The sequence below is a fragment of the Amycolatopsis sp. NPDC045836 genome, from assembly GCF_056431745.1.
The window spans coordinates 23378-36089 of record NZ_JBWKKF010000016.1 but is presented as its reverse complement, the minus strand read 5'-3'; the positions used below and the strand labels follow the sequence as shown (position 1 = coordinate 36089).

Genomic DNA, 12712 nt, shown 5'->3' with positions numbered 1-12712 from the left:
TCAGAGGCCGCCGGGCAGGGAGACCTGCTCGATGCCGCAGTCGGTGTGCGAGCACAGCACGATCGGTCCCTGGCGCGACTCCACCAGCATGGTGCCGTCGGGCATGGTCCGCAGGGTCACCATCGCCGCGGGCACGGCGGGTGCCGGGGCGTCGGTGTGCCTGCTGTGGTCGCGGGTGCGGGCGTAGAAGGCGATCAGGCCGAACACCGCGAAGACCGCCAGCCAGATCGGGCCGAGCAGCAGGTGACCGGCGCTGGCGGCGTCGGTGAAGGTGGCCGCGACCCCGCTCTGCATGGCGCCGTAGGTGGGCAGGAACTGCACCAGCGCCTGGTCGCGGCCGGGGTTGATGGTCGGGTTCTGCACCATCACGTCGACCAGGCTGATCATGATGATGACGAACATGCCCGCCAGTTCGGTGGACACCGCCACGCCGAGCACGATGCCGATGCCGCCGTAGGTCAGGCCGCTGGAGAACAGGCTGAGCGCCAGCAGCGCGCCCTGGTGCGGGTCGGTGAAGAAGGTCATCGACACCGCCGCGTAGGCGCTGACCACCGCGGCCACCAGCACCAGCGCCACCAGTTTGGCCAGCAGCAGCCCCGAGCGGGAGTAGCCGGCCAGCACCAGGCGCTGGTCGAACTCGCTGGAGCGGCGCATGGCGGCGAACATCATGAAGCCGACGATCAGGGTGACCGCGTTGAGCGCCGCCGAGATCAGCGCCAGCTCGTTGGCGGGCACGTTGACCAGTTCGCCGGTGACCCTGGACTGGAAGTCGATCGGGGCGGCCGGGAGGATCGAGGTGACCAGGGCGAGCCAGGCCGGGATGAAGAACACCACCAGTGACAGCGCCAGCCGGTTCCTGGCGTGCTGGGCGGTTTCGAAACCGACGGCCTTCACCAGCGCGGCCCGCCAGCTGGTGTCGTCGGCCATCGCCGTCCACCGGGCCCTGGCCTGCCGCAGGACGGCGGGGGCCGCGGTCATGACGCGCACTCCACCGCGGTGCACTCCCCGTTTTCGCCTGCCGGGGGGCCGGAGGGCACCACCTGCCCGCTCTCCAGGCGGTACAGCCGGTCGAAGCGTTCGGTGTCGTGGGCGATGTGGGAGATCACCAGCACCGAGCGGCCCCGGTCACGCAGTTCCGTGGTCAGTTCCCAGAAGTTGAGGTAGTTGTCCCAGTCGAAGCCCTGGTACGGCTCGTCCATCAGCACCACGTCCGGGTCGTGCATCAGCGCCAGCACCAGGTTCAGCTTCTGCCGGGTGCCGCCGCTGAGCGTGCCCGCCTTGGCGTTGCGGTAGCGCATCAGGTCGAGCCGTTCGAGCAGTTCGGCGGCGTGCTTGAGGTTTTCCACGTGGTAGGCGCACTGGAAGTAACGCAGGTGCTGGGTCACGGTCAGTTCGTTGTTGACCACGATGTGCTGGGGGCAGTAGCCGAGCCTGCCCTGGTAGCGCACCTCGCCGCGGTCGGGGCGCAGCACACCGGCCAGCACGCGCAGCAGGGTGGACTTGCCCGCCCCGTTCTCCCCCAGCACCCCGAGCAGTTCACCGCGGCGCAGGCCGAAGTCCACCCCGCGCAGCACCGGGCGGTAGCCGTAGGACTTGTGCAGGTTCACCGCGCGCAGCACCTGCCCGGAGCCGCCTGCCATGCCCCCGCTCACCGCACCCGCCCGGTGACCAGGCCGACCAGTTCGGCCAGTGCGGCCGCCGCCGGTTCCGGCAGGTCCGCCCGCTCCAGCAGGCGGTTCGCCTGACCGGCCTTGGCGGTGATCAGCTCGCGCACCGCGTTCTCGGCGCCGGTCTGCCGGATGACCGCGCGGAGTTCGGCGGCGCCTTCCTCGTCGAGGTGCTCGTCGCCGTGCCGGGCGCGGATCACCTCCCGCTGCCGCGGGGTGGCTCGTTCCCAGGTCAGGCCCATCAACACGGTTCGTTTGCCTTCGCGGAAGTCGTCGAGCACGGGTTTGCCGGTGACGGCGACGTCGCCGAAGGCGCCGAGCAGGTCGTCGCGCAGCTGGAACGCCTCCCCCAGTGGCCTGCCGTAGGCGCTGCACCAGCGCAGCAGGTCGTCGTCGGCGCCGGCCAGCGCGGCCCCGAGCTGCAGCGGTTTTTCCACCGTGTATCCGGCGGTCTTGCAGCCGATGGTGCGCCAGCTGTGCGCCAGCGGGTCGGTGATCTCCTCCCCGTCGAGGTCGAGGTACTGGCCCACCATCACCTCCGTGCGCATGTCGTGCAGCAGCGGCTGGACCCTCGGCGAGCAGCCGGGGGTGGCGGCTGCGTGCTGCAGCAGGTCGTCGGCCCAGGCCAGGCAGAGGTCGCCGAGCAGGATGGCGGCGTTCATGCCGAACCGCTGGGCCTCGGCGGGGGGCTCGCCGTCGCGGAACCGGGTCGCCAGCACCTCGTGCACGGTCGGTTTCCCGCGCCGCAGCGCCGACCGGTCCATCACGTCGTCGTGGATGAGGGCGAAGGTGTGGAACAGTTCCAGGCCCGCGCCGGCGGCGAGCACCGCTTCGTCGCCGGTCCGGCCGCCCGCGGCGACCCAGCCCCAGTGGCAGAACACCGGGCGCAAGCGCTTGCCCCCGGCGAGGAAGTCGGCGATCACCGCGATCAGCGGCGGCACGCAGCGATCGGCCGAGCGGTCCGCCTGCGCCTGGAGGTAGTCCGCCAGCGCGTGGTCGACCCCGGTGCGCACCCAGGAGGCGTCGGCCGGTGGCCGGCGCGGCCGCGGGAAGGCACTGACGACTTGCTCGGCTGACATGTCCGCTCCTTGAGGGGATCCGCGTGAATGCTGGCGTCCGCACCGCACCGGTGAATGGCAGCGGTGGTATTCCGGCCGGCGCGTCATTCGCCGGGCCGGAACATTTGTACCGCACCACCGGAGCGCGACGCAGCCGTCGTCACCGGTAACGGTGACCGCCGCCCACGAAACACTTGCCACCCGTACGGGCTGAACATCAGCGGCGGTCTTGAACCACCGGTCCCCGGTCAGGCACCGTGAGCGGACCGGCATCGCCGGAGATCCCCTTTGCGAAAAAGTCATTCCGCGCGCCGTTGTGGCGGGCGGTTGGAGGAATTGCCATGAGCGCGCCCCTTCGCCCGGTGGACCTCGACGCCGGATCGTTGCTGGAAAGCCCCGATCCGGTCGCCGTGCTGCGGGCCGCCCGCCCTGGGGAATTGGCTGAGCTGGCCGCGCGAATACGCGATTTCCTGGTGCACGTGGTGACCGCATCCGGCGGGCACCTCGGTTCGAATCTGGGGGCGGTGGAACTGACCATCGCACTGCACCGGGTATTCGACAGCCCGCGTGAGCGAATTGTCTTCGACACCGGTCACCAGAGCTACGTGCACAAACTGCTCACCGGCCGCGTCCGGGCATTCCCGTCGTTGCGGCGGGCGGGCGGGTTGTCCGGTTATCCGAGCCGTGCGGAATCGCCGCACGACCTGGTGGAGAACTCGCACGCGTCCACCGCGCTCTCCTACGCCGACGGCCTGGCCAGGGCGGGCCGGCCGGTGGTGGCCGTGGTCGGGGACGGCGCGCTGACCGGCGGCCTGTGCTGGGAGGCGCTGAACAACCTGGCCACCGCGGACCGGCCGGTGGTGATCGTGCTGAACGACAACGGCCGTTCCTACGATCCGACGGTGGGGGCCGTCGGGCGGCACCTCGCCGGGTTGCGCGACACCGCCGGGGCGGGCCCGAACCTCTTCCGCGTCCTCGGTTTCCCCTATCTGGGCCCGGTAGACGGCCACGACGTGGCGGCGGTGGAACGGGCCCTGCGGCGGGCGAAGGAGTTCGGCAGGCCGGTGGTGGTGCACTGCGTCACCGTGAAGGGCCGGGGGTATGAGCCCGCGGAACTGGACGAGGCGGACCGGCTGCACACCGTCGGCGCGCCGGGGCCGCCCGCTTCGGGTCCGAAGTGGACTTCGGTGTTCGGGGCGCGGCTGCTCGAACTGGCCACCGCCCGGCCGGAGCTGGTCGCGCTGACCGCGGCGATGCTGCGGCCCACGGGGCTGCTGCCGCTGGCGGAGGCCTTTCCCGGGCGGGTGGTCGACGTGGGTATCGCCGAGCAGCACGCGGTCGCGGCGGCCGCCGGGCTGGCCTTGGGCGGGCGGCACCCGGTGGTGGCGGTCTACGCCACCTTCCTGACCCGCGCGCTGGACCAGGTGCTGATGGACGTCGGGCTGCACCGGCTGCCGGTCACCTTCGTGCTGGACCGGGCCGGGGTCACCGGGGACGACGGCGCCAGCCACCACGGCATGTGGGACCTCGCCCTGCTGCGTGCGGTGCCGGGGATGCGCGTGGCCGCGCCACGGGACGCGACGGCCCTGGAGGCGCTGCTGGAGCAGGCGGTGGGCACCACCACCGGGCCCACCGCGCTCCGCTTCCCGAAGGGGTCCGCGCCGGCCGAACTGCCCGTGGTGGAACGGCACGGCGAGCTCGACGTGCTGTGGCGCGGCCGCCGGCCGGACGTGCTGCTGGTGACCGCCGGGCCGCTGGCCTCGGCCGGGTACGGCGCCGCGGTGGCGCTGGATGCCCTCGGCATCGGGGTGACCCTGTGCGATCCGCGCTGGGTGCACCCGCTCGACCCGGCCGTCGCCGGGCTGGCGGCCGGGCACCGGCTGGTGGTCACCGCGGAGGACGGCGTGCGCACCGGCGGTTTCGGCACCGGTCTCGCCCAGCTGCTCGCCGACGTGGGGTGCCCGGTGCCGGTGCACGCGCTCGGCCTGCCGCCGAAGTACCTCGCCCACGCCTCCCGCTCGGCGATCCTCGCCGAACACGGCCTGGACGCCGCCGGGCTCGCCACGTCGATCAGCCGGTTGTGGCGCGCCACCCGCGCGAGGGGGAACGCATGACCTCCCTGGACGAGAACCTCGCGCTGCGGCCGTTCTACTGCCCCATTCCCCCCGCCATCCACCCCGACGCGGAGCTGGTGGAGCAACGCGCGATCGAGTGGATCGACCACTTCGGTTTCTACCGCGGCCAGGAGGAACGGGCCCGGGTGATCGGCACCCGCAGCGCGGAGTTCTACGCGCGGTTCGCCCCGGCGGGCATCACCAGCCACCTCCAGGTCACCGCGCACTGGGTGTACTGGGGTTTCGCCTTCGACGACGCCCGGTGCGACAGCGGTGCCTACAGCGCGGACCCGGCGGCGTTCCTGGCCATGGCGGGGACGCTGCAGCGGGCACTGGAAACCCCGTGGGAACCGGTGCCCGGCGGTGATCCGTACGTGGCGGCGCTGCAGGACATCGGCCGCGGGTTCGAGGTCTGCGCGACGCCGGTGCAGGTGCGGCGGTTCCAGGAAGCGCACCGCGCCTGGTTGTTCGCGGTGGCCTGGCAGATCGCCAACCGGGCGAGCGGGCGGATGCCGTCGCTGGCCGAGTACACCGCGATGCGGCTGGGCAGTTCGGGCGGGCCGCCGACGCTGGCGATGCTGGAGATCGCCAACGGCGCGGAGGTCCCGGCCGCGGAAATGGACTCCCCGCGGGTGCGGGCCGTCACCGAGATGGCCAACCTGATCGCCTCGTGGGACAACGACCTGCATTCCCACCGGAAGGAGAGCGACGAGCAGCACACCGACCAGAACCTCGTCAACGTGCTGCGCGCCCAGTACGGCTGGACCGCCGAGCGGGCGATGGACGAGGCGTATGCGTTGCGGGACCGGGTGATGGACCTGTTCCTGCGCACGCGTGCCGGGCTGGACGGCAGCGACGCGCTGCGGTGCTACCTGGACTGCCTCGGCCACGCCATCCGCGGCAACAACGACTGGGCGCTGAACGTGCCGAGGTACCACGACTACGGCCGCCCGGCGCCGCACCCCGGCTGGTGCGGCCGTCCGCGCGACAGCGATTCCACGCCACCGCCCATTCCGGCGATCAGCTGGTGGTGGCGCCTGTGTTCGACCGATTCACACCACAAGGAGAAAACATGAACCGCACCTTCGCCCGTGTTCTCGTGCTCACCGCCATGGCCCTGGCCGCGGCTGGTCCGGCGATCGCTTCGGCCCAGTCGCCGGCGGGCTGGGCGGAGTACCGGGAATTCGGGTCCGCCCACCTGTGCCAGGCCGCGGGTGTGGCCGGCGAGTGGGCCGGGCAGTGGGACCGCGACCAGTGGATGTGCCTTCAGAGCACCTTGGTGGTGAAGGAGGGGGCGACCGGCCTGCTGCCCTAGCGAGGGCGGGGCGCCCCCGGTGGCGCCCCGCTCTCCCGCCCCCCGCTCTCCCGCCCCGGAGTGAGCTGCTTCCCCCCGCCGGGGGAAGGATTCCGGCGCGGATCCGGCGAGGGTGGACCGCACACAGGCGATCCACCGACCGGGAGGAGCACGGGAAGTGCGCAGGGGAACGAAGATCGGGCTGGCCGCGCTGGCGGTCGCGGCGGCCACGGCCACGACCATGACCGCGGCGGCGGCGGAGCCGGGGCTGGTGGCCGCGGCCGGGTCGGGCGGAGTGCGCGTGGCCGGCAGCGCGGACGCGAAGCTGCCGGGGGAGAACGGGGATCCGGTGCGGTTCACCGTGGACGGCCGGATGTCGGCGGCGGGTGTGCACTCCGGCCGGTTCCACGTCACCCACCACTACCCCGACGGGCGGCTGTTCGCCGACTTCGAGGCCAGGGTGGACTGCGTGCTGGCCGCGGCCGGGCAGGGCGTGGTGACCGGGGTGATCGAGCGGATCGACTTCCCCGCCGCCCCGCCGGGCACCGAGCTGGTCGGACGGCGGGTCGGGGTCAGCGTGCGGGACAGCGCCCGCGGGCCGGACCTGATCGGCTGGAGCTGGAGCACCGGCGGTTTCGCCGAGGACACGCTGATGTGCAACAGCGCCATCCCGTTCCTGCCGGTCGAGCGGGGTGGTTACCGGGTGAGCGGGTCCTCCTTCGGCTGAGCCTTGCGTTATGACTGACCAGTCAGTCATGATTGCGGCATGGCCAAGAGGGTGGATCGGGCGACGCGGCGCGGGGAAATCCTGGATGCGGCGGTTCGGGTGTTCGCGCGGAAGGGTTTCCCGGCGTCGCGCGTCGAGGACGTGGCGGCGGAGGCGGGTGTCGCCAAGGGCAGCGTGTACCTGTACTTCGACAGCCGGGAGGCGTTGCTCGCCGCGGTGTTCGAGGACTACGCGGCCCGCTCGGCCGCCACGCTCGCCGCGGCACGGCAGCCGGGTCCCCCGCTGGAGCGGCTGGCCGCGCTGCTGCGGTCGACGCTGGCGGAACTGGCCGAGCACGCCGACCACGCCAGGGTGCTGCTGGACCTGTGGTCGGCCGGGCCGCCGCTGGACATGGCCGCGGTGTACCGCGAACACCGCGGCGTGGTCGCGGAACTGCTCGCGGAGGCGGGGGAATCGGGGGAGCTGCGGGACGGGGTCGGCGAGGCGCACGCCGCCGTGGTCGTTGGCGTGCTCGAAGGCTGCCTGGTGCAGTGGCTGGCCGATCCCGCGGTGCCGCTGACCGCGCTCGCCGGGCCGGTGGTCGACCTGTGCCTGCACGGGGTGCGCCGATGACCGTCGTGGACCGGCTGATCGCCCCCGGCGCGTCCCGGGGTGAGGTGGCCGCCGGTTTCGGGGCGGCGGCCGCCGGCGCGGCGCTGGTCTCGGTGCTCGCGCTGGACGCCGGGCTGCCCGCGCTCGCCGTGGTCGTCGTGGTGGTGCTGGGTTTCGACCTGTTCGGTGGCGCCGTGGTCAACGCCACCGGTTCCGCCAAGCGCTGGTTCCACCGCCCCGGTCGCACCAGGGCGCACCACCTGGGTTTTGTCGCGGCCCACGCGCACCCCTTCGTCCTGGCGCTGGTGGTGCCCGGGTTTTCGTGGACCACCGCCGCGGTGGTCTACGGGGCGGTGCTCGCCGGTGCGGTCCTGGTGGTGCTCACCGAGGACTCGCTGCGCCGGCCGGTGGCGTTCGCGGTGACCGCGGTGGCGCTGACCGCGGTCACCGGTTTCGCCCCGGTGCCCGCCGTGCTCGCCTGGTTCGTGCCGCTGCTGCTGCTCAAGCTGCTGCTCGCGCACCTGCTGCCGGAGTCCGGCCTCGGCCGAAAGTACTAGGCGGGGATCGGTTGCGCTGCCACGGCTCCGGAGCCGGACCAAGGTGTAGGCCATGACCACTGAAGCACTGCGGGCGAACCCGCCGACCACCGTTCTCGTCGCGTTCTTCGGTTTCCTCGCCGCCACCCTGACCTCGATCGCCAGTGGCGTGCTGATCCTGTCGTCCAGGGACGAACTGGCCAGCGAGCTGCGCACCGGCGATCCCGCGCTGACCGGCGACCGGCTCGACCAGGCGGTCACCATCGGGCAGGGCTTCGCGCTCGCCGTGGTCGCCGTGCTGGTGCTCGGTTACCTGTGGCTGGCGTTCAAGCTGAAGGCCGGGCGCAACTGGGCGCGGGTGACGCTGACCGTGCTCACCCTGCTGCAGCTCGGTTCCCTGCTGGCCACGCCGGCGACCTGGGCCGGTTACCTCAGCTGCGGGGTGGCGGTGCTCGGGGTGGTGTTCAGCTACCTGCCGCCGTCGAACGCCCACTTCGCCCGCGCCGGCACCCCTGCTGGATGATGCCCCCATGCGCGCAGCGGGTGCCACGGCCCGGCGCGGGGTGCTCGGCACCGAGCTCGCCGCGCTGGTGGCGGCCACGGCCGGTGACCTCGTGCTGGGCCTGCGGGCGCCGGTCGACGCCGGGCTGGCCGGGGCGCTGACCGGTTTCCTGGCTCCCGCCGGTCCGGCGATGGCGGTGCTGAGCGTGCTGCGCCGCCGGTTCCCGCGGCACATCGGGGTGCTCGGCGGTGCGGTGGCGGCGTTGTCCGCCATCAGCACGGCCGTGGCGTTGTTCGCCGGCACCGGCCGGAACCAGCCGGTGCTCACCGAGGTCGTGGCCGCCGGGGTGCTCACCGCGGCGGCGTGCCGTCGGCTGGTGCCGGTGCGGGCGGCGGGGCTGGCGGTGGCGCTGGGCGCGGTGATGATCGCCGCGCCCCTGCTGCGCTACGGCACCGATGCGGCCGAGGCGCTGCTCGGCGTGGGGGCCGCGGCGTACTGGGGTGCCTGCCTCGGGGTCGGGCTGATCCTGCGGGACGCCGACGGCCGCCAGCGCGCCGTGCTGCACCGGGTCCGCACGCACGAACGGCTCCAGCTGGCCAGGGAACTGCACGACCTGGTGGCCCACCACGTCAGCGGCATCGTCGTCCGGGTGCAGGCGGCCCGCGCGCTCACCGAGGCCCGGCACCCCACCGAGCACGCCGAGGTCTACCGGGAGATCGAGCAGGCGGGCGGGGAAGCGCTGGCCGCGGCCCGGCGGCTGGTGGGCATGCTGCGCGACACCGAACACGTGCCGCCCGCGCCGGACACCGCGCTCGGTGACGTGGTGCGGGCCGCCGCGAGCACCGGTGCCGCGGTCGAGATCGCCGAGGAACTGGACCAGCTGCGTGTTCCCCCGCAACTGGGCACCACCGTGCACCGGGTGGTGCTGGAATCGCTCACCAACGTCCGGCGGCACGCCCCGGACGCCACCGAAGTCGTGGTGTCGGCCCGGGTCGAGGCCGACGAACTCGTCGTGGCCGTGCGCAACAACGGCGTTCCCGGGCAGCCGGGCGGCGCACCCGGCGGTTTCGGGATCGTCGGGATGACCGAGCGGGTCACCATGCTCGGCGGCAGCCTGCACGCCGGACCGGCTCCCCAGCGGTGCTGGCTGGTCACCGCCCGGCTGCCGCTGGGCGCCGAGGACCAGCCGTTCGTCCTGCTCTCCCGGGGGATCTGATGACCATCAGGGTGCTCGTCGCCGACGACCAGACGCTGGTGCGCACCGGTTTCCGGCTGGTGCTCGACGCCGCACCGGAGATCGAGGTGATCGCCGAGGCCGCCGACGGCGAAGCCGCGGTCCGGCTGGCGCGGCGCCTGCGGCCGGACGTGACGCTGATGGACATCCGGATGCCCAAGGTGGACGGGCTGCGGGCGACCGAGCAGCTGGCCGGGCCCGCGGTGGCCGATCCGCTGCGGGTGGTCGTGGTGACCACCTACGACGCCGACGAGAACGTCTACGCCGCGCTGCTCGGCGGTGCCTGCGGGTTCCTGCTCAAGGACGCCGGGCCGCGATTGCTGGTGGAGGCGGTGCGGGCGGCGGCCAACGGGGAGGCGATGGTGTCCCCGGCGGTGACCGTGCGGCTGCTGGCCCGGTTCACCGAGAACCTGCGGCGGCGGGCGCAGCCGGTGGCGACCCCGCTGACCGAGCGGGAGTCCGACGTGGTGCTCGCCGTGGCCCGCGGCCGGACCAACAACGAGATCGCCGCGGACCTCGGGGTTTCGCTGTCCACGGTGAAAACGCACCTGGCGAGCGTGCAGAGCAAGCTGGAGGTGCGCAACCGCACCGAAATCGCCATCTGGGCCTGGCAGCGCGGCCTGCTGCGCTGATCACCGCACCCGGATCACCACGGTGCGGGCGACCAGGTCACCCAGCCGCTGCCGCCGGGGCGTGAGGGCGATCAGCACCGCGCCGACCAGGCCGAAGAACAGGTCGTCCACGCTGATCAGCAGCCAGCGCAGCAGCAGTGCCCGCAGCTGCGGCTGGTTCCCGCGCAGGGTCACCACCCGCAGGCCCAGCCACCGCATCGCCGGGGTGGCGCCACCGCGGCGGTGCGGGAACCACACGTCCACCAGCAGCGAACCGCCCAGCGCGCTGGCCACCAGCACCACCAGCGGCAACCACAGGACCTCCACCGGACCGCGGGTGAGCCACAGGAAACCCAGCGCCAGCGCCGCGGCGAGCAGGGTGGCCAGCAGCGAGCCGAGGACGACCAGCACCCGGTCGATGACGTACTGCGCGTACCGCCGCAGCACCGGGCGGTCCACCTCGCCGGACATGGCGGCAGCATAGGGGAGCCGGTCAGGAATCGAGAAGCACCCGCGCCCGGGCCGCGGCTGGAGTCACCGCTGGGAGTCCCCGGTGAACGGAGCTCACCGGCATGTCCTTTCCCAGTGTTACCAACGGCGGGTGAACATCCGGGCCAACGCGCGGATCCGGCGCGAGGGCGCCGGTTCCCGGGCATGGACCTGCTCATCCTGCACACCGTCGGCCGCCGCAGCGGTCAACCGCGGGAGACGCCGCCACCGGCGGTGGCGCCTCCCGTGGTTTTCAGCGGCTGCGGGCGGTGATGTCGCCGTGGCCGGTGGTGGCGTGGATCGTCAATCCGGGCGCACCGGCGTTCTTCAGCGAATTGTGGATCCGGCCGTACGGGGTACCGGCGTCGAGCGAGGCGGAGACGCCCGCGGCGGCCTCGACCGTCACATCGCCCATTTCGGTGCGCAGCACGACCGTGCCCCGGACCGCCTCGGTGATCCTGATGTCGCCCTTGCCGGTGCTGATTTCCGCGGGCCCGGTGAGACGGCCGACCGTCACGTCACCGGCGAGCGCGGACAGCCGCGCGCTTGCGGCTTCGTCGATCTTGATCTCGCCGTGCGCGCCTTCCACGGCGACCTCCCCGAACCGGCCGACGCCCCGGAGACCGGCCCCGGCCAGCTTGCCATCGACGCGGGAACCGGCGGGCAGCTGCACGGTCACCTCGACGAACCCGGACGGCCCGAGCAGCTGGTTCTTCGCCGCGGACACGATCCGCAGCACACCGTCGCCGTAGTCGACGGTGGTCCGCTCCGCCGCCTTGACGTCGCGGCTCTTCGAAGCGTCCGCGGGCCGGACCTCGACCCTGGTGTCGGCCCGGTCCGCGGCGATGAGCCGGACGTGCCCGGCGGGGAGGTCCAGAACGGCGGTGATCGGGGCGGTGGTGGTGAACTCCGGCATGTCCCTGCTCCTTGGCTTGTTGTTTCCGATATTGAAAACGCTACGTTGCGTTCTCGATCTGGGCAACTACTTCATTGCGTTCTAGCAGCAAAGAAACAGCTCAGAGCTTAGACAGCATTGCAATGGGTACGAATTCAACGCAACATTGCCAGCTCTCCAGCATTGCAATGAGCCGAGGGTGAACGCTATGCTGCGGCCTCCCGCTACCCCGAGGAGGCCGCGTGCCCGGAGGCAGGCTCACCCAGCAGGAACGCCGGCAGATCGCGCTGGGCCTGGCCGACGGCCACGCCTACGCCGAGATCGCCCGGCGGCTCGACCGGCCCACCTCGACCGTCACGCGGGAGGTGATGCGCAACGGCGGCCCCACCGCCTACCGCGCCGACCTGGCCCACCACGCCACCGAACGCCGCGCCCACCGGCGGCGGCGCACCACACCGCGGGGCGGGACCGCGGCCCCGCTCGCCCACGGGCGCGACGCCGGAGCCGTGCTCGAGTACGAGGAGACCTTCACCGGCCTGTTCATGCAGCAGGGCCTGCCGAAGATGATGGCGAGGGTGCTGACCTGCCTGATCATCACCGACGAGGGCAGCCTCACCGCGGCCGAACTGGTGCGGCACCTCCAGGTCAGCCCGGCGTCGGTGTCCAAGGCGGTGGCGTTCCTGGAAAGCCAGGGCCTGATCCGCCGGGAACGCGACGAACGCCGTCGCGAGCGCTACTTCGCCGACAACGACGTCTGGTACCAGTCGATGATTTCCGCCGCCCGGTCCCACGCGCGGCTCGCCGAGACCGCGCGGCGGGGTGTCACCGTGCTCGGCCACGGCACCCCGGCCGCCAACCGGCTCGAGAGCATCGCCCGCTTCGTCGACTTCGTCGGCGAGAGCATCACCCGCGCCGCGGAACAGGCTCGCGAGATCCTTTACACCGAACCGGAAATCCCTCAAGATCGAAAGTGATCGGGCGCCCGGCGCGTGGT

16 protein-coding genes are annotated in these 12712 nt (G+C 72.6%); 11 read left to right on the top strand and 5 right to left on the bottom strand.

The window, feature by feature from the left end:
* Genes AC07EG_RS28085 through AC07EG_RS28075 form a run of 3 tightly spaced genes read right to left on the bottom strand, consistent with a single transcriptional unit; the run spans position 1 to position 2746 of the window.
* Complete coding sequence (locus AC07EG_RS28085; RefSeq protein WP_478256200.1) at positions 1-978, bottom strand: ABC transporter permease; 978 nt, start codon at positions 976-978, stop codon at positions 1-3.
* Entirely contained in the window at positions 975-1640 is a 666-nt protein-coding gene (locus AC07EG_RS28080; protein WP_478256199.1) for an ABC transporter ATP-binding protein, read from the bottom strand. Before AC07EG_RS28080 ends, AC07EG_RS28085 begins: the two co-directional genes overlap by 4 nt.
* A gap of 8 nt (positions 1641-1648) precedes the next feature.
* Positions 1649-2746, bottom strand: coding sequence for a polyprenyl synthetase family protein (locus AC07EG_RS28075; RefSeq protein WP_478256198.1), 1098 nt, complete (start codon positions 2744-2746; stop codon positions 1649-1651).
* A 320-nt stretch (positions 2747-3066) separates the two neighbouring features.
* Between AC07EG_RS28075 and AC07EG_RS28070 the strand changes: the two genes are divergently transcribed.
* The 9 genes from AC07EG_RS28070 (at position 3067) to AC07EG_RS28030 (ending at position 10355) form a co-directional block, all read left to right on the top strand.
* Positions 3067-4839 (top strand): 1-deoxy-D-xylulose-5-phosphate synthase, encoded by a 1773-nt coding sequence (locus tag AC07EG_RS28070; RefSeq protein WP_478256197.1) that lies wholly within the window; start codon positions 3067-3069, stop codon positions 4837-4839.
* Positions 4836-5915 carry a terpene synthase family protein gene (locus AC07EG_RS28065; protein ID WP_478256196.1) on the top strand — a complete coding sequence of 360 codons (1080 nt, stop codon included), beginning with the start codon at positions 4836-4838 and terminating at the stop codon, positions 5913-5915. Before AC07EG_RS28070 ends, AC07EG_RS28065 begins: the two co-directional genes overlap by 4 nt.
* Complete coding sequence (locus AC07EG_RS28060; protein ID WP_478256195.1) at positions 5912-6154, top strand: hypothetical protein; 243 nt, start codon at positions 5912-5914, stop codon at positions 6152-6154. Before AC07EG_RS28065 ends, AC07EG_RS28060 begins: the two co-directional genes overlap by 4 nt.
* 157 nt (positions 6155-6311) lie before the next feature.
* A complete protein-coding gene (locus AC07EG_RS28055; RefSeq protein ID WP_478256194.1) occupies positions 6312-6860 on the top strand; it encodes a hypothetical protein in 549 nt (182 codons plus the stop codon).
* Positions 6861-6899: 39 nt separating this feature from the next.
* Positions 6900-7472 carry a TetR/AcrR family transcriptional regulator gene (locus tag AC07EG_RS28050; protein ID WP_478256193.1) on the top strand — a complete coding sequence of 191 codons (573 nt, stop codon included), beginning with the start codon at positions 6900-6902 and terminating at the stop codon, positions 7470-7472.
* On the top strand, positions 7469-8008 hold the full coding sequence (locus AC07EG_RS28045) for a hypothetical protein (RefSeq protein ID WP_478256192.1): 540 nt from the start codon (positions 7469-7471) through the stop codon (positions 8006-8008). The genes AC07EG_RS28050 and AC07EG_RS28045 overlap by 4 nt, the downstream gene beginning before the upstream one ends.
* Before the next feature lie 52 nt (positions 8009-8060).
* Entirely contained in the window at positions 8061-8510 is a 450-nt protein-coding gene (locus AC07EG_RS28040) for a hypothetical protein (RefSeq protein WP_478256191.1), read from the top strand.
* 7 nt (positions 8511-8517) lie between these two features.
* Positions 8518-9705, top strand: coding sequence for a sensor histidine kinase (locus tag AC07EG_RS28035; protein WP_478256190.1), 1188 nt, complete (start codon positions 8518-8520; stop codon positions 9703-9705).
* Positions 9705-10355 carry a response regulator gene (locus tag AC07EG_RS28030; protein WP_478256189.1) on the top strand — a complete coding sequence of 217 codons (651 nt, stop codon included), beginning with the start codon at positions 9705-9707 and terminating at the stop codon, positions 10353-10355. The genes AC07EG_RS28035 and AC07EG_RS28030 overlap by 1 nt, the downstream gene beginning before the upstream one ends.
* Here AC07EG_RS28030 and AC07EG_RS28025 read toward each other — a convergent pair whose 3' ends face one another.
* Complete coding sequence (locus tag AC07EG_RS28025; RefSeq protein ID WP_478256188.1) at positions 10356-10805, bottom strand: RDD family protein; 450 nt, start codon at positions 10803-10805, stop codon at positions 10356-10358.
* A 183-nt stretch (positions 10806-10988) separates the two neighbouring features.
* Here AC07EG_RS28025 and AC07EG_RS28020 point away from each other — a divergent pair, with 183 nt between their 5' ends.
* Positions 10989-11096, top strand: coding sequence for a hypothetical protein (locus AC07EG_RS28020; protein ID WP_478256187.1), 108 nt, complete (start codon positions 10989-10991; stop codon positions 11094-11096).
* Here AC07EG_RS28020 and AC07EG_RS28015 read toward each other — a convergent pair.
* Complete coding sequence (locus tag AC07EG_RS28015; RefSeq protein WP_478256186.1) at positions 11077-11739, bottom strand: DUF4097 family beta strand repeat-containing protein; 663 nt, start codon at positions 11737-11739, stop codon at positions 11077-11079. The genes AC07EG_RS28020 and AC07EG_RS28015 overlap by 20 nt on opposite strands.
* Positions 11740-11960: 221 nt before the next feature.
* On the opposite strand from AC07EG_RS28015, the gene AC07EG_RS28010 reads away from it, so the two are divergent.
* On the top strand, positions 11961-12692 hold the full coding sequence (locus AC07EG_RS28010) for a helix-turn-helix domain-containing protein (protein ID WP_478256185.1): 732 nt from the start codon (positions 11961-11963) through the stop codon (positions 12690-12692).
* Positions 12693-12712 lie beyond the last annotated feature (20 nt).

Bases quoted from the DNA above. Each gene is read 5' to 3' on its own strand.
- AC07EG_RS28085 (WP_478256200.1), bottom strand. From the start codon at position 978: ATGACCGCGGCCCCCGCCGTCCTGCGGCAGGCCAGGGCCCGGTGGACG.
- AC07EG_RS28080 (WP_478256199.1), bottom strand. From the start codon at position 1,640: ATGGCAGGCGGCTCCGGGCAGGTGCTGCGCGCGGTGAACCTGCACAAG.
- AC07EG_RS28075 (WP_478256198.1), bottom strand. From the start codon at position 2,746: ATGTCAGCCGAGCAAGTCGTCAGTGCCTTCCCGCGGCCGCGCCGGCCA.
- AC07EG_RS28070 (WP_478256197.1), top strand. From the start codon at position 3,067: ATGAGCGCGCCCCTTCGCCCGGTGGACCTCGACGCCGGATCGTTGCTG.
- AC07EG_RS28065 (WP_478256196.1), top strand. From the start codon at position 4,836: ATGACCTCCCTGGACGAGAACCTCGCGCTGCGGCCGTTCTACTGCCCC.
- AC07EG_RS28060 (WP_478256195.1), top strand. From the start codon at position 5,912: ATGAACCGCACCTTCGCCCGTGTTCTCGTGCTCACCGCCATGGCCCTG.
- AC07EG_RS28050 (WP_478256193.1), top strand. From the start codon at position 6,900: ATGGCCAAGAGGGTGGATCGGGCGACGCGGCGCGGGGAAATCCTGGAT.
- AC07EG_RS28045 (WP_478256192.1), top strand. From the start codon at position 7,469: ATGACCGTCGTGGACCGGCTGATCGCCCCCGGCGCGTCCCGGGGTGAG.
- AC07EG_RS28040 (WP_478256191.1), top strand. From the start codon at position 8,061: ATGACCACTGAAGCACTGCGGGCGAACCCGCCGACCACCGTTCTCGTC.
- AC07EG_RS28035 (WP_478256190.1), top strand. From the start codon at position 8,518: ATGCGCGCAGCGGGTGCCACGGCCCGGCGCGGGGTGCTCGGCACCGAG.
- AC07EG_RS28030 (WP_478256189.1), top strand. From the start codon at position 9,705: ATGACCATCAGGGTGCTCGTCGCCGACGACCAGACGCTGGTGCGCACC.
- AC07EG_RS28025 (WP_478256188.1), bottom strand. From the start codon at position 10,805: ATGTCCGGCGAGGTGGACCGCCCGGTGCTGCGGCGGTACGCGCAGTAC.
- AC07EG_RS28020 (WP_478256187.1), top strand. From the start codon at position 10,989: ATGGACCTGCTCATCCTGCACACCGTCGGCCGCCGCAGCGGTCAACCG.
- AC07EG_RS28015 (WP_478256186.1), bottom strand. From the start codon at position 11,739: ATGCCGGAGTTCACCACCACCGCCCCGATCACCGCCGTTCTGGACCTC.